Origin of the sequence: Terriglobus sp. TAA 43, from assembly GCF_000800015.1 — a bacterium.
GTDB lineage: Bacteria > Acidobacteriota > Terriglobia > Terriglobales > Acidobacteriaceae > Terriglobus.
In genome coordinates this window covers 1,885,939-1,905,287 of record NZ_JUGR01000001.1, presented here as the reverse complement: position 1 = coordinate 1,905,287, position 19,349 = coordinate 1,885,939, and the positions used below count along the sequence as shown (strand labels likewise).

The following is a 19,349-nucleotide window of genomic DNA, read 5'->3' as shown; positions in this document are numbered from 1 at the left end:
GATGCGGGGATGAAGTTTCTTCCTCTTGTTCTTGCTGCCGCCGTTTCCACCTCTGCAATTGCGCAACATGCTGTGCAGGACAGGCCTAAGCCTCGTTCGTTGCCGCGGCCTTCTGCGCAGACGGTGCAGCAGTGGCAGGGACAGAAGTTTGGCATGTTCATTCATTTCGGGCTGTATTCGCAGCTTGGCGGCATGTGGAAGGGCAAGCAGATCGACAACGGGTACAGCGAGCAGATCATGGCGAATGCGCCGATCCCGCTGGATGAATATGCCGCGACCGCGAAGACGTTTAATCCTACAAAGTGGGATCCGGATGCCATTGTGAAATTGGCGAAGGATGCGGGGATGAAGTTCATTGTGATCACCTCGAAGCATCACGATGGCTTCAACATGTTTCATACCGCGCAGACGAAGTACAACGTGGTGGATGCCACGCCGTATCACCGCGACATTGTGAAAGAGCTTGCGGATGCGTGCAAGCGCGGTGGCATTGGGTTTGGTGTGTACTACTCGTCGATTGACTGGCATGAGCCGGGGATGGATACGTACATTCCCACGAACAGTAATCCGCTGAGCGATGCGCATGCGAAGTTCAACGTGGCTCAGTTGCGTGAGTTGATGACGCAGTACGGGCCGATTCGCGAGATATGGTTCGACATGGGCAAGCCAACGCCCGCGCAGAGTGATCTGTTTGCGACGACCGTGCACAAGTTGCAGCCGCAGACGATGGTGAGTGGTCGCGTGTGGAACTACGAGGGCGACTTCACGGTGATGGGCGATAACGAAGTGCCGCAGTACGGATTGGATGAGCCGTGGCAGACGCCTGCTTCGATGTTCAACGCGACGTGGGGCTATCGTTCGTGGCAGGCGCGGAAGGATGTTCAGGGAAAGATCAACGAGAACATTCTGAAGCTGGTGCAGGTGGTGAGCCGTGGTGGCAACTACATCCTGAACATTGGGCCGGAAGGTGATGGCAGTGTTGTGCCTTATGAAGCGGATGTGTTGGGTGGTGTGGGCGCCTGGTTGAAGCCGCATGAAGAGGCGATCTATGGCACGCAGGCTTCGCCATTTACGCAACTTGATTTTGGCTATGCGACGGTGAAGCCGGGAACGGTTTATTTGTTTGTGAAGTCGTTGCCGAAGGATGGGAAGTTGCGTTTGCCGTTGGCGGGACGCACGCGGTTTGTTTCTGCGAAGTTGTTGTCGTCAGGCACGGCGCTGAAGGTAGAGCGTGCGGGTAGTGATGCGGTCGTGTCAATGGATGCGTTGTCGCAGGGGTATCTGCCGGTGATTGCGGTGAAGTATAAAGGCGCGTTGTTGCTGGATAAGGTTTTGGTCGCGAAGGGCGATGCGCCGTACGCACTGAACCAGAAGAATGCAGAGATGTTCTGGAATTACAACGGCGAAGGTTATGAGGCGAAGAAGACGCTTTATAAGTTGCGCTGGCTGGTGCCGCAGGGATGCTCGACGATGACATTTCACGTGAGTGGTGAAGGCAAGGTTGCGCTGATTGCAGCGGGTAAGGCTCGCGAAGTGATGCTGCGCGATGGTGTTATGGAGAAGGTCGCGGTGGGTAAGGATGAGTCGTTTGAGATAACGCCTGCGCAGCCTTTTGTGAAGGGGACTCCGCTGCCGTTGACTGTGAACGCTGTGGATGTGGTGCCGGGGGCTTGTGGTCGCTAGTTATTCGCGGTCGTTATCAATCCACTGGGCCTTGCATGCATTACAGCGCCATTGTTGTTCCTGATGCTGGATGCGAATGCCGGTTAACCACTGGATAATGGTGGCCAGTCCCGCAACGGGCGTGACGCGATTGACGTCGATGGAACTGCATTCCGGACAGAGATAGTCTTCGCCAATCCATGTCTCTGCATTCTCTTCGAATGGGATGCCCAATGCGGAAGCATCCATGGGAATGAGGGCCTGTTCCGCGGCTTCGCGATCGCGTTCGAGAACATCCAGACGCAGGCCGCCCGCGATGCCGCTCATGTGCCACGCATTGCGAACGAAGTTTTCGTCACGCAGGAAGCAGGGGATGTTTGCTGCTTCTATAGCAGCTCTTGCGGCCATTGCTTCTGAGATGTCGACAAAGGTGCGGAGTGTGACGATCTTTTCGTCAGGCATTTCTTCCAGAGAGCCATCTGCCAGTGGAGGCATTGGGAGATGACGCGATGCCAATTCTCGTTTGAGAACATCCTGTGCTGTTTCCGAAAGCTCGTTTCTTGTTCTGGCTGCATGCAAGAGTGTTTCGTCTTCCATGTCGCGGTAATAGGGAACAAGTTCCTGTTCGCTTGCTTGCATGCCGCATATTAGCAAGACGTTGGAAGCGCGGTGCTGCCATTAGTTGGCTGATGGCTCTGGATTGATGTGGTCGATGAGCAGGATTGTGACTGGGGCGGTTCGGGGTTCTAGTTTGATGCCGAGTTGATCGCGCAGTGCTCGTTGTAGGTAGGTTTGGCGGCTGTTGCTGTCCATGGGTTCGGTGTCGGAATCTGGTCCCCACTCGAGCGTCAGGTCGAAGGTGCCAGTTAGACGTGTTCCGTCGATGATGGGACGACGGAAGCCTCCCATCTGGCCTAATTGTGCGGCGAGTAATGTGAGCGGGACTTTTTGTCCGGTGATGCGGACGTGGCTGGGCGATGATGCTACGCCGTTGCTTCTTAGACTGCCGCAGAAGTTAGGAGTCGAGGCGATGGATGGTTGGTTCGGTGATGGTGCTGCGCCGGAGCAGGTGTTGTCTGTCGTGGGATGTGCGTGGAGTTCGGGGCCAAGCTTGTCAGGGGTGATCAGGACTATGGCGAGTGTTGGAAGCTCTCGCGTTTCTGTGTGCGTTTGCAGAGCGAAGCGGTCGGCGAGCAATGACTGCACCATGAGGCGCATCTGGTCTTTGGTGGGGTTGGGCACGTCAGACTTGGCGGTGATGTCGAAGCGTTCGGTTGCGATCCATTTGGGCCCGCTGGCTTCGAGGAGGGCGACCTGGCCGTCGGTGAGTTTCCAGGCGAAGCGGATGTAGTCCAGCAGGTTGATGTTCTTTGTGAGGAAGCGTCCGCCGGTGCTGGTGTAAGCATCGCCAGGGCCGAGTGTGAAGTTGCCGCTGGCGGATTCGTCGGATGCGTTGGGTTTGATGGTGGCGACCTCAAAGGCGAGGTGAGTGCCTGCGGCGGTCTGCCAATTGGGCGTGTCCTGGGCGGAAGCGCTGCCTATCGTGATCAGAGCCAAAACCACAACCGTGAGTTGCAGATGCGCCAGCATGCCGCATGGTACCAGGACGTTTGATTGCCGAGGATTCACAAGTTGTTCGGCGGGTTTTGACAGTGGTCCGGTAGACTGGAGGTAATGGATACCCCCGTTCAATCTCCGGAATTGCAGCATCGCACTGTGGCGGCGGATGTACCGCCGGTACGTCCTGAATCGCATTCGGATGACCAGTTTGAAGGCAAAGTGCCGTTTAGCTCGTGGGGGCGCTATCCGAATTACAACGCGACCGTGGTGCCGCTGACCTGGCAGACGGACTATCCCGCCATTGTGAAGAAGTATGACGGCATGCCTGCTGGCGCGCTGGCCGTGGGTATGGGCCGCAGCTACGGCGATAGTTGCCTGCTGAAGGATGGCTTCCTGCTCAATGCGACCGGCATGAATCGCCTGCTGGATTGGGACCAGGAGACTGGCATCCTGACTGCCGAAGCAGGTTTGACGCTGGCGCAGTTGCTGGATTTTGCGGTGCCACGCGGATACTTCCTGCCGGTGTCGCCGGGAACGAAATATGTGACGTTGGGCGGCGCGATTGCCAATGACATTCACGGCAAGAATCATCATGTGAATGGCACGTTTGGCTGCCATGTGACGCAGTTTGAACTGGTGCGCAGCGATGGTACACGGATGCACTGCTCGCCTACGGATAACCCGGATTGGTACGAGGCCACGATTGGTGGGCTGGGGCTGACGGGTGTGTTGACGTGGGTGCAGATCAAGCTGAAGCCGATTGTTTCGCGGCTGATTGATTACGAGGGAATTCAGTTTCACGGTGTGGATGAATTCCTGGCCCTGACGGAGCAGTACAAGCACATTGAGTACACCGTGAGCTGGGTGGACTGCACGGGCACGGGCAAGAACTTTGCTCGTGGCGTGTTCATGATCGGTGACCACTCGAAGATTCCGGATAAGCTGACGCCTTCGCCCGAGCCAAAGCTGGTGTTTCCGATGGATCTTCCGGGACAGGCGCTGAACCAGTACACAGTGACTGCCTTCAACACAGTGTTCTTCCATAAGCAGATCAAACAGCGTGTGCGTGCGCTGCAGGATTACGAGCCGTTCTTCTATCCGCTGGATAAGGTACTGCACTGGAATCGCATGTATGGCAAGAGTGGCCTGCTGCAGTTCCAGTACGCCATTCCGTGGGAGAGCGCGCGCGAAGGTACGATTGCGATTCTGAATGAAGTGTCCAAGTCTGGGCTGGCGAGCTTCCTGGCGGTGCTGAAGGCGTTCGGCGATGTGAAGTCGCCGGGCATGATGAGCTTTCCGCAGGCGGGTATTACGCTGGCGTTGGACTTTCCTATCAAGCCGGGTAAGAGTTTTCCGTTGTTTGATCGGCTGGCGAGCATGACGCTGGATTATGGCGGCAAGCTGTATCCCGCGAAGGATGCGCGCATGACTGCGGCGCAGTTCCAGAAGAGCTATCCGCAGTGGGAGCAGTTCGCGCGGTATAAGGACCCGCTGCTCTCCAGCAGCTTCTGGGAACGGGTTACGCAGTAACGTCGCGCGTGTAAACTGGCTGGCCATGAGATGGCTTGGCGGGGTTTACGCGGTGAGTTTTCTGGTGCTGTGTGTGCCTGCGTGTGCACAGCAAGAGGATGGCGGCGTTAGCTACTTTGGACGTGGGCAGGAGGTGCTGGAAAGCATCTATGTGCCCAACGTGAAGGGTGCGCCCTTTAGCCTGCAGCTTGCCACGGAATGGACTCGTCCTCTGCTGAGCGGTGGAACGATGACAGCCGTGAATTCGCGTCCCATCAAACGCGATAGCGAAGGCCGCATTTACATGGAGCGATGGCTGTTGGTGCCGAAGGGTACGAACGTTCGTTCGCAAATGAGCTACATCCAGATTGATGATCCCGTTGCGAACCTCTATTACGAGTGCAATGCGCGGACGCATGTGTGCACATCGAGTCCGTATGAGGAAGCGCCGCCGCTGAAGGAACCGCCCTCCATGACAAAATCCGGGCCGATTTCAGGCGGCAGGGCGTACAGGCAGCACGAGGATTTGGGCGCAGATACGGTCAAGGGTGTGCCGGTGCATGCGTATCGCGACACGATCACGGTGCAGGCTGGCGCGATGGGAAACTCGCAGACGATGACGTATTACCGCGAGATGAAATATTCGCCGCAGCTTGGGTTCAACCTGGTGTCGATTGTGCAGTTGCCGTCGTTGGGTGAGCAGCGATTTGTGACGACTGAGATTACGACGAGTGAGCCGGAGGCGAAGTGGTTCAAGCCGCCGGAGGGATACAGTGTTGTGGAGAAGAAGAAACAGGTGCAGTAGTGGAATTCGAGACTATCCCTGGAATTCATAAGGATGGAAAGTCGTTTCTAAGTGCTGTATCTCGATTGCAATTGTGCTACGGTGCTGTGGCATGAGACATAAATCGAAGCAACAGATGCGTTCCCACAAGAAGAGGCTTGAAAAGAAGCAGATGGACAGTCGCCAAGATGTTGCCATAGCGATTGCCAAGCAAATTTTGTCTTCTGAGCCGAAGGCTAAGTAGTTAATGGGGGACTCCACAGCGGATAAACGATCTGGTTTTCTTATGCATTGCAGTTTGGCACGTAGAAAAGCAGGTCCTTCGACTTCGCTGCGCTCCGCTCAGGATGACGAACTTCGTTCGTAAGAGCTCCGCTTGTCTTAGACGCAGTAGAGAGTTAGGAGGGCTGCATTCCGATCGGGATGCAGCCCTGATCCTTTACTAGTTGTCGTCACTTGCGCCGAAGTCGCCACCGCCGTCGTCGTAGCTGCTGGAGTCATCGAAGTTGCTGCCGTTGTCGGCGAAGGCGTCGGAGCCGCTGTTGTCGCCTCCGTCGAAGAAGCCGTGGGATTCGCCGCGACGGTCTTCAATGTCGGAGGAGATGTTGCCGTCGTAGCCGTCGGCCTGAGCGAGACGGTCGCCGAAGCCACCAGCACCACTATCGCGGTCGCCAGAGTTCTCGTAGTAGTTGTTCACGGTTTCGCCACCGGTGAAGCCGCGTTCATGGCCGCTGGAGAAGACGTCTTCCAGCGCACGGAAGGCCATCTCGCCCGCGACGACGCCAGCGGCTGTCCGCATGGCTCCTTGCAGGAAGCCGCCACCACCACCGAACATGCCGCCACCCATGGGGGGAGCGGGGTAGCCGCCACCGTAATAGCCTCCCTGTGGCGGATAGCCGGGGTAGGCCTGCGGGGGAGGTGGCGGGGGATAGCCCTGCTGTGGTGGGTAGCCTTGGGGCGGGTAGTAGCCGGTGGGCTGTGTGTAGGCTGGCGGAGCGTTGCGGACCGGGGCGTAGCTGGCGTTGCCCGCGCTGGTGCCGGTGGGGTTGTTGTATTGCGCAGGCGGCTCTGGCGCCTGCTGGGGCTTTTCCTGCTTGTTGAGGCCAAAGAGGTTGCCGAGGAAGCTGCCGTGCGTTTCACTACCGCCATCCTCCCTGAGACGCTGGTTTTCTTCGCGGGCGGCCTGCAGGTCGGTCTGTGATTTTTCCATGGCGAACTGCTGCACCAGGACTGTCTGGCAGAGGATGTAGAGCGCATCAGGGTTCTGGCCGAAACGCGTCTGGAGGAGGCGTTCCGCGTCGGTGTCCTTGGATTGAAGCTGGGTGGAGTTCACACGTTCGATGAGGCCGTTGAGAAGCTGCTCTTCCTGCTGTGTCATTGCTGCCTTTCCGGTGGGCGCTGAGCGCCGATCACCGCAACCATTCCAATGGACGCGTGCGCCCGTGGAAAGTTGTCCTTCCAGTGACAGGGTACGCTCGGATTGATTTCGCGGTTCCATTTTCGTTCCGCAGCGTCTTACGGATGCGATGATGATTTCCATGCGCAAAGTCCTCCCCCTTGTCCTGCTTGCGGCGACGGCCGCCTCCTCCCAGACGAATAAGCCGCTACCCGACATCGAGAGCCTGCGCGCGCGGGCTTTGGAAGTGAACAAGGCTACCGAGGCGCAGCGGGAGCGCTACCTGTGCCGCATCCGCACCGAGACGATTGAACTGGACCCCAAGGGAAACCAGAAGAAGGTGGACGCGGACGAGCGCGAGATCTTCTTTGTGAAGCAGCGGCAGATTACGCAGACGGTAACGCACAACGGCAAACCGTTGAGCGAGCACGATGCGAAGAAAGAAATCGACAAAGTTAAGAAGCAGATACAGGATGCGGAAGCGGGAAAGCCAAACGAGATGGGGATTTCACAGGCGCAGATCATTAAGTTAATTAAGTTAACGAATGAACGCCGCGTGATGATTAATGGTCGTTCGACGATTTTGTTCGATGGTGTTGGCAATCCGCAGGCTAAGGCCAACGGCATGATTGAAAAGGCTGTGCAGGCGATGGAGGGCACCGTTGCCGTGGATGAGGCGACGGGACATGTGCAGGATACGAATGTGCATGGCGTACGCGATGTGAAATTGGCGGGCGGACTTTTAGCCAATATTCATAAGGGTTTTCTGCTGCACATTATTACGGCTCCGCGCAATGACGGTGTGTGGTTGGTGCAGGAAGTGTGGGGTTCTGGCGATGCGCGTGTGGGGTTGTTTATGCACCCAAGTTATCGCTTTCACCAGATCACGGAAGGTTGCCGTCTCTTTGATGTGAATGCGGATTCTGCTGAGGCTTTACAGGAAAAACACTGATCGAAAAGAAATTGCTTGCCGCAGGATTCGGTGTCTTCTAGGGTAGGGACGCTGCGCTTTCTATCTCGAAAGTAGCGGTGTTTTGCGTCCATCTATCGCTGGAGAGAGAACGATGATCACACCCACGCAGAAGCAGACGATCCAGGGGATCGTGAATATCTTTGAGACGGGAAGCGTCACGGGGGATTATGGCAGCGTCGTAGTGATTCCCGGCGATACAGGGCACCTGACCTTTGGCCGGTCGCAGACGACGCTTGCATCGGGCAACCTGGGAAAACTGCTGCACCAGTACTGCGACAATCCAGCGGCAAAGTTTGCAGGGAAGCTGGCGCCCTTTCTGCCTCGATTCGATGCGATCGATCTGACGCTGGATAACGAGCAATATCTGCAGAATGTTCTGCGCGCGACGGCGGATGACCATATCATGCGCGAGACGCAGGATGCCTTTTTCGATGCGGTGTACTGGGGTGCGGCAACGCGTGCAGCGGATGCCGTTGGCATCACCACGCCGCTGGGTGTTGCGGTGGTATACGACAGCACCATCCACGGGTCGTGGGCGAAGATGCGCGACACCACGACGGCGAGTGCGGGAGCGTTTGCGACGATTGGCGAGCAGGCATGGGTTACCGCGTATGTGGCGACACGGCGGAACTGGCTGGCGACCAGTCCACGGAAAGATCTGAACGCCACGGTGTACCGGATGGATGCATTTACGCGGCTGATTGCGTTGGGTGAATGGGGGCTGGAACTGCCACTGGTAGTGCGCAGCAGCGAGATTTCCCTATTGACGTTGAACGCGACGCCGAAGGGCTGCTATGACGGACCTGTTCCGGGTAGCCGCAATGTGTCGGTGCAGACTCCGTTGCTGACGGGACTGGATGTGCGACTGTTGCAGCTTGGACTATCGGCAACGCAACCGGGGATCAAGGCAGATGGTGTGTTCGGACGTGGTTCGGCTGCCGTGTTGCAGGCTTACCAGGCAGCGCATGGACTGCCGGCAACGGGCGTTGCGGACGCAGCCAGCTTTGCGGCGCTTGCGGTCTGACGTTTCAGGTTCGATTGGTCCCGGTTCTAAAACACTAAGGCCCTGCGTTCGCAGGGCCTTTGTGTTTGTTCTGATTGCGATTACTTTGCGGCAGCTTCGGCGAAGACCTTCTGCGCCGGGATGAGCGCGGTGCCGAACTGGACGTTGGGCAGCTTCAGGTCAGTGACTGCAACCTGCTCCAGTGCTGCAAGCAGAGCCATCGTGTCGAGGAAGTCAAAGAAGCCGAGGTGAGCGATGCGGAAGAGCTGGCCCTTCATTTCGCCCTGGCCGTTGGTGATGATGGCTCCGAAACGCGTCTTCAGCGCCTTCACGATCACACCCGAATCAATGCCTTCCGGCGAGAGAACCGCGGTGGCGGCAGGCGACGGCGAGGTGGAGAAGAGCTTGAAGCCGAGAGCAACGCAGGCTTCGCGCGTCATCTTGGCGATGACCTGTGCGTTGTCGACGAGCTTGGCGCGGCCTGCGGCGAGATCGCCGTCAGCCTGACCTGCGATGTAGTCCAGCGCAGCACCGAGAGCAGCGATGAGCGCGACTGCAGGGGTGTATGCGCTTTCACCGTTCTTCGCGTTCTTGCGCTCCTTGCGGAGATCGAAGTAGTAGCGCGGATTGTAGGTGCCTTCCATGCGCTCCCATGCGCGTTCGCTGACGGCGAGGTAGCTGAGTCCCGGGGGAATCATGACAGCCTTCTGCGAGCCACCGACGAGCACGTCAACTCCCCATGCATCCATGTCCAGCGGCGTGGTGCCGAGGCCGGTGATGGCGTCAACGATGAGCAGCGCTTCGCTGTTGACTTCCTTCAGGAGCTTGGCAACGCCTTCCACATCGTGGCTGGTGCCGGTGCTGGTTTCGCTGGCCTGCATGAACACGGCGCGGGTCTCTAGCTTGAGCGCTTCCTTGACTTCGTTCAGATCGAAGGTCTGACCGTAGGGCTTGCTGATGACGTCGACGGAGCAGCCGAATGCCTTGGCGAGAGCCGTCCAGCGCTCGCCGAACTTGCCTGCGGTAAGGACCAGGACGCGGTCGCCGGGCGAGGTCAGGTTCGAGACAGAGGCTTCCATCGCGCCGGTGCCGGACGAAGAGAGGATGATGACGTCGTTCTTGGTGCCGACGAAGTCCTTCAACTGTGCGAGGACGCGCGAATACAGGGCGCGGAACTCTGGCGTGCGGTGATGAATATCCGCGGCTGCCATGGCGAACTGAGCAGCGGGAAGCAGTGGCGTCGGACCGGGCGTGAACAGGCGTGTTTTGCGGATCATGCTTCTAGTTTATCGAGTCGGCGGGGCGGCGGGTTCGCAAGGCAGCGATTTCTTGTCCTATCAGCGGTAAACTCTAGCTGAAAGAAGGTTTGGGACGATGGCTATCGGAGAAAAGATCGGCAAAGACATCATTGAAGCGATGAAAGCACGGGACAGCTTTCGCACCGAGACGCTGCGCATGGTGAAGTCCGCGTTGAAAAGCAAGGAGATCGACAAGCGCAGCGCGCTAACGGAATCCGAAGAGTTGGGCGTGCTGCAGACGATGGTGAAGCAGCGGAAGGATGCTGCGGAGCAGTTTGCCAAGGGCAATCGTCCAGAGTTGGCTCAAAAAGAGCAGGACGAGATCAAGATGCTGGAAGCGTACATGCCGCAGACTGCCAGCGAAGAAGAGATTCGCGCGGTGGTGCAGGGTGCGCTACACACCATGGCGAATGACGGTGCGAAGCCGGGGCCGAAGGATATGGGGCCTGCCATGCGCGTGGTGCAGCAACGCATCATGGCCGATGGCTTGCACGTGGATAACAAGCTGGTGAGCTCGATCGTGAAGGAAGAACTGACGAAGGGGTAGCGCTGGTGGGTTTTCCTGTGGCATGGCAGATCCGGAACGAGGAGTTGTTAAACGACCATGAGTCCCCCGGCGGAGGTAAGGATATCGCCTACCGCATCTGGTTTTCGGTAGGAGTCATGAGCTCACTTGCTGCCGGCTGGAGCCGCGATCATTACGCCGTTCTAGCGCAAATAGCATGGACAATCATCGGTCCTGGGTTCACGCTGTCGCAGATTTGGAAGGAGTTTAGTGCCCTAAAGTCCTACGCATACTTTGGCGTTTTGCTGGCCTTTCATTTTCTGCTGATGCGGTTGATTTTCCGGAGGCTCCCTTTTGGCCATTTTGGTTACGTGCTGATCGCGGGCTTAATTGAACTCATGACCGTCGGATTCGCTTTCCAGGTGTGGTCTCGGCTCCGAACGCAATGAGATGTTCATCGTCAATCGATGGTGTCAATTATCGTCTACCGTCTCGTTGCGTAGTTCTGCGGATTGGAAGAGGTAGACACCGAGGATGCAGATCAGTGGTTCCAGCGTGTGGCGGAAGCGGGCCTGCACGGTGACCAGATAGTAGGGCAGTGGGAGCAGCAGGAATGCGGACAGGAAGACCCATGCCGCGGGTTTCTTGCGCCATACTGCGAGCACTGCACCGAGGATTCCGCAGAGTGAGAGGAACTGGAAGCTCATCAGGCGGAAGTATTCGAGGACGCCTGCTTCTTCCACACTTTTGGGTACGCCCATCCAGTACATCCATGCGCGTTTTATGCTGAGTCTCATGAAGCGGGCGGGGTGCGCTTTGATCCACGCGTTGGCCTTTGCGGCGCGGTCGGCGGCCCATGCTGGTTCGCCCATGCGTGCGTACTCGGCGAGGATCTGGTGGTTTTCCAGAGGCACGGTACGGCCCCACGGGAAGCCGGTGGACCAGTCTGAATTGCCATAGTAGTTTTCTGCTCCGAAGTTGTCACGCAGCGGAATGAAGCGATGGAAGACGGCGTAGTTGCGTGCGGTCCACGGTGCGATGACGGCGAGAAAGAGAACGCCCGCTAGAGCTGCGTGAGCAAGGCGTTTGGTTTGCCATTGCGGAGCAAACAGGATGTAGAGGGCTGTCACCGGCAGCATGATCAGGGGCGATGGATTGACCATGGCGAGTATTCCCCAGAGAAGGCCGAAGGCGGCCCACTGTTGCCATGTCGGTTCAGAGCGTTCTTTGTCGCCGATGCCGCGCATACGCAGCATGAGGACGAGCAGCGCGGTGAAGATGCAAGTGGTGGCGGTCATCTCCCAGATCCAGCGGACGGCATATTGCAGGGCGGCGGGATAGAGCGCCCAGAGCCAGCCGCTCCAGAGTGCGACGCGGCGATTGAAGCAGCGCAAGCCGATCTCGTAGCAGAAGACGGCGGTCAGCGCGGACAGCAGGGAGTTGAACGTGAGCAGGACGAAGGCGGAGAGTTTCGAGTACACGCCGAAGATGCGGAAGACGCCGCCAACCAGCAGGGTGTAGCCGGGTGGAACCCATGCCGTGGGGCCGGTGTGCCCGGTGAAGGGATCGCTGTAGCCGTGGCCGGTGGCGAGGGAGCGGCCGATGCGTCCCATCTCCCAACCGAATTCAAAGTGGTCGTCGCTGGGGCGCACTTTGAAGGTGTGGGCCAGCAGGATGTACAGCACGCGCACGACGAAGGCGGCAGTGAAGATCTGCCAGAGGGCGCGGCGGTTATTGGCTTGGGCTTCGGATTGCAGTTCAGTCACCTCAATTACCTTAACGCGCGATACAGTGTTCGCATGAACCCCTATGCGAGTTACCTGGAAGGCCGCGACGCGGCGGAGATCATGAAGTCCACGCCTGCGGAGTTGCAATCGCTGCTTAGCGGCATGACGACGGGACAGATGGATGCGCCGACTGCGCCCGGCAAATGGAGTGTGCGCGAGATCCTGGCTCATCTGGCGGACTGCGAACTGGTTTGGGCTTGGCGTATTCGCCACACTCTGGAAAAGCCGGGCGCTGCGGTGGCTCCGTTCGATCAGGATGTTTGGGCCGAGCGCTATGCGGCGTATTCGGCGGAGCTTAGCCTGCGGACGTTTCTTACGCTGCGTGAGTGGAACCTGGCCGTTTTGAACACGGTTGCATCTGAAGAGTTTGGGAACCTGTTGACCCATCCGGAGCGCGGGACTTTTCCGCTGTCGGAATTGCTGGAGATGATTGCGGGCCACGACCGCAACCACATTGTCAGGTTGAAGGAGCTGTTTGGACGTTGATGGCTGTGTTTTTCAATCGTGCTGGGCGGTGCTTCGGAGCAGTTGCACTGTTGTTGCCGATGTCGGCGTTCTCGTTTGGCTGCCCGGCTGTGCTGACGACGGCGGATGCGAAGCAGCTTGCGATGTTTACGCCGAACGCTCGCGCTTTCCATGACAACCTGCACGCAACGCTGACGCCTGCGGTGGTGGAAGCCGGTGGCGACACGGTGAGAGTGCGCGTGACGGCGAGGCAGCCGGGGCGGAGCGTGGAGGAAGTTGGGACGTACACCGTGCATCTGCGGACTGGGCGCGTGACGGACGAGGATCAGGAACCCGCGGATGATGACAAGACGGTGGCCCTGAGCAAGCGATTGATGAAACGGCACTGTCCGTGATGACGGAAAAGCGAAAGGCCGGCGATTGCCGGCCTTTTTACTTTTGCGATTTGCGACAAGTTATTTCGCCGTCTCGTCGAAGTTCAGCGATGCAGAATTAATGCAGTAGCGCAGGCCCGTGGGGTTGGGGCCGTCTGGGAAGACGTGTCCCAGGTGAGAACCGCAGTTGGCGCAGACGACTTCCACGCGACGCATGCCGTGGCTGTTGTCTTCAATCGCTTCAATGGCGTCCGGCGAAACCGGCTCAAAGAAGCTGGGCCAGCCGGAGCCGCTGTCGAACTTGGTGTCGCTCTTGAAGAGCGGAGCGTCGCAGGCACCGCAGTGATAGATACCGTCTTTGTGGTTGTCAACGAGTGCGCCGGTGAAGGCGCGTTCGGTGCCCTTCTCGCGCAGAACGTGAAACTGTTCCGGGGTCAGGAGTTGCCGCCACTCTGCTTCCGTTTTCCGCATGCGAGGGCCGCGAGAAACGTTGGCATCGGCTTTCAGATTTTCTGTCATGAGGTTTTCTCCCGTTGTATTAGACGCTGTTGGGGGTGCTCACGAACCATAGCGGCTCCCCCGGACACAGACGCTAGTTTGTTGGGAATCGTGCAGTGATTTCGATCTCTACGAGTGCGTCCTTGGGCAGGCGGGCCACTTCGATGGTGGAACGAGCCGGGGGAGTGGCGCCCTCTGGAGCGAAGCGCTTGGCGTAGGCTGCATTCATGATGGCGAAGTCTTCCATGTTCTTCAGGAAGACGGTGGTCTTGACGACATCGGCAAAGCCAAGTCCGGCAGCAGTCAGCAGGGCTTCAATGTTCGCAAGAACGCGTTCGATCTGCGCGGGCATTCCGCCCTCAACGACCAGGCCGGTTGCGGGGTCGAAGCCGACCTGTCCGGACGCGAATAGAAGATCGCCCGAGCGGATCGCCTGAGAGTATGGGCCAATGGCTGCGGGAGCGTCGGGAGAAGAGATGGCTGTCTTTGTCATGCCTCGATCATATCCGGCACGGTAAACGTCGACGGAAAAGATGTATGAAGAAGCAGTAACGTGGTCATTCCAACGCAATTGAAAAGGGAGGGGATTCCCGCCTGCGCCTTTTGTCCCGCAGCCCGTTTCGGCGGCGAAACTCTGTTACACTAGGCAAGTTGGCTGCTGAGGCGATCAGGCCCCTCGGCTCCTTGTGCCAACCGATCCACCTTGCATCGGGGAGTGGCTCAGCCTGGTAGAGCACCTGGTTCGGGACCAGGGGGTCGGAGGTTCGAATCCTCTCTCCCCGACCATCTTTTTGTGAAAGGGCTACCTTCGGGTAGCCCTTTCTGCTGTTATTCGATCTCTTCCAGAGCCATTTTTCGGACTTCCTGAGGCGTCAGGCCGGATTCGCGCAGGTAGCGGAGACTGCGGGCGTCGTCGCGCTTGGCGAGGCGTTCGCCACGCTCGTTGCGCATGAGTTCTACGTGAGCGTAGGTCGGGATTGGATGGCCGAGGGCCCGTAGGAGCAGGATCTGCCGTGCGGTGGAGCGGAGAAGGTCACGGCCGCGGACGACTTCGGTGATCTGCATGGCTGCGTCGTCGACAACGCACGCGAGCTGGTAGCTGGGAACGCCGTCGCGACGCATGATGACGAAGTCCCCGAAGTCACGCCCGGCGATGAAGGTTTGAGGGCCGAGCAGGGCGTCGCGGAAGCTGACTTCTTCGCCGTCCGTTACACGGAATCGCCACGAGGCGGGTTCGTCTGAGTCTAGGTTTCTTTCGCGACAGGTGCCGGGGTAGAGCGGCTCGTCTTCGTCGTCCGCGTGGGGCGCGTGCGGGGCCGATAGGAGGTCTTTGCGGGAACAGACACAGGGATACAGGAAGCCGGCTTCGTGTAGTTGGTGGAAGGTTGCCGTGTAGAGGGAGCTGCGCTGGCTTTGGGCGTATGGGCCGAGGCTGCCCGTTTCCGCGCCGTTTGTCTGTGGGCCTTCTGCCCAGCGGATGCCGAGCCATGCGAGGTCTTCCAGCATGGCGTGAACGAACTCGGAGCGGGAACGCTGTGTATCCAGATCGTCGTTGCGCAGGATCAGCGTTCCGTTTGCGGCACGTTCTGCGGCAATGAGAAACGTGCGTGCGTGGCCGAGATGCAGAAGCCCTGTGGGCGAAGGCGCAAGTCTGCCACGATAGGGCGTTCCGATCATGTATTCAGAATAAAAGGGCTGCCGCGCGGCAACCCTTTTCGTTGATCGAAAGAGTTTTGTTAGAAGCGATACCCGAACCCGAAAGAGAGAACCGGGAAGACGGATGCGTAGCTCAGATTGTGGTTCTGGCGAGCGGTGAAGCGGGCCAGATCTTTTTGGAAGTCGATGTCCTGATTTACTTTCTGACAACCGATGGCGGGCGGTTGGGATCGATCGCAAGCGGTGCCAGAAAAGTCGATGACCAAATCTGGTTGACCGATGTAATAGAACCCAAGTTCCACCGGGAAGGACCAGTGAGAGCCGAGGCGACGCGGTGCGAGATTGCCGTAGCCAATGGTGAAGCCTGGGGCAACATTGCGTACTCGCACAGTGGCTGAACCATGAAGTGGATCGGTGGCGCTGGAGGCGTAATCGCCGCCGCTGAGGCTGATGGTCTGGCCTGGCGGCACGACTACCGTTACATCTGCTGACGTCTGCACGCCGAAGTACATTTGAGGGCTGATATAGAAGCCGTGAGTGCTCCAAGGGAAGTAGTCCAGGCTGACGTGGCCGCCACCAAGTTTCATACCGGCTTCCACCTGAGCGCCGTCGCTGGTGAAGGATTCATCAAAGCGGAAGTATCCGCCTCCCCCACGAATATTGAAGTGCTGCGCGATGGGTTCAGCTATTTCCAGTCCGATGCCGTTGATGCCTACCGCGAAGCCGAGGCCCGGATGCTTCCATAACTCCGATGAGGGGATGTAGCCGCCTTTGTTTCTTAATTCGGCGGGCGGGATTGTGCCGCTCTGTTGGTCTTGTGTGTCTGCGGAGGACAGGCTGCTGGAACTGGCGGAAATAGAGGGAATCAAAGAGTGAGTGGGGAACCCTTGCGCCGCGATGTTCAATACGGGAACAAGAAGTGAAGAGCAGAAAACCAGGCCGAAGCGCTGGATACGATTCACACGGGCCTCCTGAGCCGTGGCGGTCTATCGCTCACAGCTGGTCGGTTAATAAGTTGTGAACAGCTTCACCGTATTAATGTGCATTCCGGCATGTCTCCCAGGTGGGAGATGTCAGCCAGTGTTACGCAAGCCTGCGGAGATACCGTTAATAGTTCCGGTAATGGCGCGATTCAATGCATCTTCTGGCTGGTCTGTGCCAGCCTGTTTGCGGCGTAGAAGCTCTACCTGGATCCAGCTCATGGGATCCACGTAGGGATTGCGTAGACGGATGGAACGAGCGAGGACGGGGTTGCCTGATAGAAGGTCGGACTGCTGCGTAATCAGCAACAACATCGCGTGTGTCCGGTCGAATTCCTCCTGCAACATCGGAAAGACACGGTCGCGAAGTGCCTCATCCTGCACCAATGAGGCGTAGAGTTCGGCGATGCCGAAGTCGCTCTTCGCGAGTGCTGATTCCACGTTGCGCATCATGTCGAGGAAGAGAGGAAATTCCTTCATCATGCGTTGCAGTTGTTCCAGGCCGTCGCTGTGTTCGCGTGTGAAGCGTTCCAGCGCAAAGCCCACGCCGTACCACGCGGGAACGGTGTGACGCGACTGCATCCATCCGAAGACCCACGGGATAGCGCGGAGATCTGCAAGCGAACGCTTACCTGTGCGCTTGGCCGGACGTGAGCCGATGCGTGCATGTTCCAGTTCGGCAACGGGTGTTGCCTGCTGGAAGTAATCGAAGGTGTCCGGGTTGTCGAGGATGTCCTGACGGTATTGTTCGAACGACCAAGCGGACAGGGAATCCATCGCCTGTTCCCACTCGGGTAGCGCGACGCCGGTGAGGTGTGCGCTGCATCCGCCGCAAGCCTTGCTGTCAGGGCGCGCCAAAGCGTCGAGCGATGCGGCGATCATCAGTTCCAGGCTGCGTTCTGCGAGGACCACGTCGCTGTACTTGAAGTTGAGTACTTCACCCTGTTCGGTGATGCGCAGTTCGCCATTGAAGCTGTTCAACGGTTGCGCGTAGATGGCACGATGCGTTGGACCACCGCCGCGCCCTACTGTGCCGCCGCGTCCGTGAAAGAGGCGCAAATCCACGTTGCATTCGCGTGCTACGTCATAGAGCGCGCGATGTGCTTTCCAGATGCTCCATGTGGAGGCAATCATGCCGCCGTCCTTGTTGGAGTCGGAGTAGCCCAGCATGACTTCCTGCTTGCGTCCCCAGCTTTCCAACAACGGTGCATAGGCTTCGCTGGTCCACAACTGACGGCAGATGTCTGGAGCATTTTCCAGGTCTTCAATGCTCTCGAAAAGTGGCGCGATGAGCAGGCCGGGATCGTTCTCTGATTTTTCAGCGGTCACACCACCGAGGCGCGCGAGCCACAGTGTCTTCAACACGTCGTCAGCAGAGGTCGCGCCGCTGATGACATATTGGCGGATGCTCATGGGATCGTCATTGTGCTTGACCGCGGCGACGGTGCGGAAGGTGTCGATGACCTCCGCGGTCATGGGCGATGGCGCTGGTGGAAGCGAGCCATTTTCGCACCATGCGCTGAGTTCTTTCACTGCTGCAGAGTGCACCTTGGCGTGTTGACGGATGTCCAGCGTCTGCAGATGAAGGCCGTAGGTGCGCGCCTCAAGGATCAAGGGATCGATGATCTCCTCGGCTATGCGCAGGCCGCGATTGTCCGCAAGCGAATTGCGGATGAGTTGGAGGTCGCGCAGGAATTCCTGTGAGCTGCGATAGAGCGGAAGTGCTTCATGCTCTTCGCGCACGATGGTGGTGGTGTCGCCCATGCGCAGCATCATGCACGTCAGCATGAGGCGAAGATGTTCGCAGAGAAAACGTTCGCGAAGCTCGGCTGATACGCCGGGCATCTGCGAGAGGTATTCGTTGACCGCTGCTTCCAAGTCGGGATTTGCCGCGGCCTGCTGCGTGGAAGAAGATACCCGCTGCGCTGCCGCGATGAGGCGTTTGCGATAGTGCGCCCATACGACTTCGCGCGACATGGCGAGTGCTTCCTGCGTCACTTCAGGCGTAACGAAGGGATTGCCGTCGCGGTCGCCACCAATCCATGAGCCGAAATTCACCAGTGTAGGTAGTTCCGTTAACGCGAGATCGAGTCCGTATTCATGGCGAAGAGCATTCGCGACTTCACCGTAGAGCAGGGGCAGCGTTTCAAAGATGCTGTCGTGGAAGTAGTCCAGGCCCATGCGCACTTCGTCGGCCACGGCGGGGCGCTGCAGACGGACATCGTCTGTCTGCCACAGGCCGGTGATCTCTGCGAGCAGTGAATCTTCGCGCTGCGCAATGGCCTCTGCGGTCTGCGGAATTTGATCGAGCTCTTCCAGCAGTGTGGCGATGCGGCGACGCTTGGAGATGACGGAACGACGCGCGACTTCGGTGGGGTGTGCCGTGAAAACGGGTGTGATGCAGATCTCGCTCAGGAAGGCGAGCGCTTCATCTGCGGTGTAGCCCGCTTTGCGCATGCGGCGCAGTGTGCCCTGGAGGCTGCCACGCTGTGGTTCTGCGTCTGGGTTCAATCCACCGGCAAGGCGGCGGCGCTTGCGATGATTCGTTTCTGCAAGATTGATGAGTTCGAAATAAAAGCCAAAGGCGCGAGCGAGTTGATACGCGCGATCTACCGGCAACTGGTGCACCAGCAATAACGCCTGCTGGAGGGCGGATTTCGCCCTGGCGCTGTCGCCCTGGAACTCTGCCTCGCGGCGTTCCGTGGCCAGACGACGCAGCGTCTCCACCTGTTCAAACAGGTCGTCGCCAACCTGTTCGCGCAGCACTTCGCCCAGCAGGGTGCCCAGCGAACGCACGTCACGACGCAGCGGAGCCTCTTTTAGCTCCGTCTCAGTGGCCTGCAACTCGGCAAGCCGCTCACTCCAGTTTCTTGCCTGCCACAACCCGGCCATGTGCCTA

Annotated in this window: 19 protein-coding genes and 1 tRNA gene; 10 read left to right on the top strand and 10 right to left on the bottom strand. The window is 58.5% G+C overall.

Annotated features, from left to right (window positions below; translation table 11 throughout):
* Nucleotides 1-9 precede the first annotated feature (9 nt).
* A complete protein-coding gene (locus tag M504_RS08040; RefSeq protein ID WP_047489923.1) occupies nt 10-1,683 on the top strand; it encodes an alpha-L-fucosidase in 1,674 nt (557 codons plus the stop codon).
* Here M504_RS08040 and M504_RS21200 read toward each other — a convergent pair whose 3' ends face one another.
* Both M504_RS21200 and M504_RS08030 read right to left on the bottom strand, forming a co-directional pair.
* Nucleotides 1,684-2,301, bottom strand: coding sequence for a hypothetical protein (locus tag M504_RS21200; protein ID WP_052200526.1), 618 nt, complete (start codon nt 2,299-2,301; stop codon nt 1,684-1,686).
* A gap of 39 nt (nt 2,302-2,340) precedes the next feature.
* A complete protein-coding gene (locus M504_RS08030; RefSeq protein ID WP_047489921.1) occupies nt 2,341-3,252 on the bottom strand; it encodes a TIGR03435 family protein in 912 nt (303 codons plus the stop codon).
* Nucleotides 3,253-3,336: 84 nt separating this feature from the next.
* Here M504_RS08030 and M504_RS08025 point away from each other — a divergent pair, with 84 nt between their 5' ends.
* Together M504_RS08025 and M504_RS08020 are read left to right on the top strand one after the other, a co-directional pair.
* Nucleotides 3,337-4,752 carry an FAD-binding oxidoreductase gene (locus M504_RS08025; RefSeq protein WP_084214209.1) on the top strand — a complete coding sequence of 472 codons (1,416 nt, stop codon included), beginning with the start codon at nt 3,337-3,339 and terminating at the stop codon, nt 4,750-4,752.
* Between the two features lie 25 nt (nt 4,753-4,777).
* Nucleotides 4,778-5,536 (top strand): hypothetical protein, encoded by a 759-nt coding sequence (locus M504_RS08020; RefSeq protein ID WP_047489918.1) that lies wholly within the window; start codon nt 4,778-4,780, stop codon nt 5,534-5,536.
* A 421-nt stretch (nt 5,537-5,957) separates the two neighbouring features.
* Here the strand turns inward: M504_RS08020 and M504_RS21195 are convergent, their stop codons facing one another.
* Nucleotides 5,958-7,013 carry a DUF2076 domain-containing protein gene (locus M504_RS21195; RefSeq protein WP_198137552.1) on the bottom strand — a complete coding sequence of 352 codons (1,056 nt, stop codon included), beginning with the start codon at nt 7,011-7,013 and terminating at the stop codon, nt 5,958-5,960.
* Nucleotides 7,014-7,041: 28 nt separating this feature from the next.
* Between M504_RS21195 and M504_RS08005 the strand changes: the two genes are divergently transcribed.
* Nucleotides 7,042-7,863, top strand: a complete 822-nt coding sequence (locus tag M504_RS08005; RefSeq protein ID WP_047489909.1) for a hypothetical protein — start codon at nt 7,042-7,044, stop codon at nt 7,861-7,863.
* Nucleotides 7,864-7,975: 112 nt separating this feature from the next.
* Nucleotides 7,976-8,908, top strand: coding sequence for a peptidoglycan-binding protein (locus M504_RS08000; protein ID WP_047489906.1), 933 nt, complete (start codon nt 7,976-7,978; stop codon nt 8,906-8,908).
* Between the two features lie 80 nt (nt 8,909-8,988).
* Here M504_RS08000 and M504_RS07995 read toward each other — a convergent pair whose 3' ends face one another.
* Nucleotides 8,989-10,164 (bottom strand): alanine--glyoxylate aminotransferase family protein, encoded by a 1,176-nt coding sequence (locus M504_RS07995; RefSeq protein WP_047489903.1) that lies wholly within the window; start codon nt 10,162-10,164, stop codon nt 8,989-8,991.
* 97 nt (nt 10,165-10,261) lie between these two features.
* On the opposite strand from M504_RS07995, the gene M504_RS07990 reads away from it, so the two are divergent.
* Both M504_RS07990 and M504_RS07985 read left to right on the top strand, forming a co-directional pair.
* Nucleotides 10,262-10,732 (top strand): GatB/YqeY domain-containing protein, encoded by a 471-nt coding sequence (locus M504_RS07990; protein ID WP_047489900.1) that lies wholly within the window; start codon nt 10,262-10,264, stop codon nt 10,730-10,732.
* A 17-nt stretch (nt 10,733-10,749) separates the two neighbouring features.
* Entirely contained in the window at nt 10,750-11,139 is a 390-nt protein-coding gene (locus M504_RS07985; RefSeq protein WP_156993614.1) for a hypothetical protein, read from the top strand.
* A 24-nt stretch (nt 11,140-11,163) separates the two neighbouring features.
* On the opposite strand, the gene M504_RS07980 is transcribed toward M504_RS07985, so the two are convergent.
* Nucleotides 11,164-12,456 carry a glycosyltransferase family 39 protein gene (locus M504_RS07980; protein WP_232296207.1) on the bottom strand — a complete coding sequence of 431 codons (1,293 nt, stop codon included), beginning with the start codon at nt 12,454-12,456 and terminating at the stop codon, nt 11,164-11,166.
* Between the two features lie 33 nt (nt 12,457-12,489).
* Here M504_RS07980 and M504_RS07975 point away from each other — a divergent pair, with 33 nt between their 5' ends.
* The gene (locus M504_RS07975; RefSeq protein WP_047489893.1) at nt 12,490-12,963 is read left to right on the top strand and encodes a DinB family protein; all 474 of its coding nucleotides are present in this window, start codon (nt 12,490-12,492) and stop codon (nt 12,961-12,963) included.
* A complete protein-coding gene (locus tag M504_RS07970) occupies nt 12,963-13,337 on the top strand; it encodes a hypothetical protein (RefSeq protein WP_047489891.1) in 375 nt (124 codons plus the stop codon). The genes M504_RS07975 and M504_RS07970 overlap by 1 nt, the downstream gene beginning before the upstream one ends.
* 60 nt (nt 13,338-13,397) lie before the next feature.
* On the opposite strand, the gene msrB is transcribed toward M504_RS07970, so the two are convergent.
* A complete protein-coding gene (gene msrB / locus M504_RS07965; RefSeq protein WP_052200523.1) occupies nt 13,398-13,835 on the bottom strand; it encodes a peptide-methionine (R)-S-oxide reductase MsrB in 438 nt (145 codons plus the stop codon).
* Nucleotides 13,836-13,908: 73 nt separating this feature from the next.
* Nucleotides 13,909-14,307: a Rid family detoxifying hydrolase gene (locus M504_RS07960; RefSeq protein ID WP_047494035.1), complete on the bottom strand. Its 399-nt coding sequence runs from the start codon at nt 14,305-14,307 to the stop codon at nt 13,909-13,911.
* 216 nt (nt 14,308-14,523) lie between these two features.
* Between M504_RS07960 and M504_RS07955 the strand changes: the two genes are divergently transcribed.
* Nucleotides 14,524-14,600: transfer RNA gene (locus M504_RS07955), tRNA-Pro, on the top strand.
* A gap of 42 nt (nt 14,601-14,642) precedes the next feature.
* Here the strand turns inward: M504_RS07955 and gluQRS are convergent.
* From gluQRS to M504_RS07940, 3 genes are all read right to left on the bottom strand, one after another.
* Entirely contained in the window at nt 14,643-15,491 is an 849-nt protein-coding gene (gene gluQRS / locus M504_RS07950; RefSeq protein WP_047489888.1) for a tRNA glutamyl-Q(34) synthetase GluQRS, read from the bottom strand.
* A 59-nt stretch (nt 15,492-15,550) separates the two neighbouring features.
* Complete coding sequence (locus tag M504_RS07945; protein WP_047489885.1) at nt 15,551-16,432, bottom strand: hypothetical protein; 882 nt, start codon at nt 16,430-16,432, stop codon at nt 15,551-15,553.
* Nucleotides 16,433-16,543: 111 nt separating this feature from the next.
* Nucleotides 16,544-19,342, bottom strand: coding sequence for a phosphoenolpyruvate carboxylase (locus tag M504_RS07940; protein WP_047489883.1), 2,799 nt, complete (start codon nt 19,340-19,342; stop codon nt 16,544-16,546).
* Nucleotides 19,343-19,349: the final 7 nt, after the last annotated feature.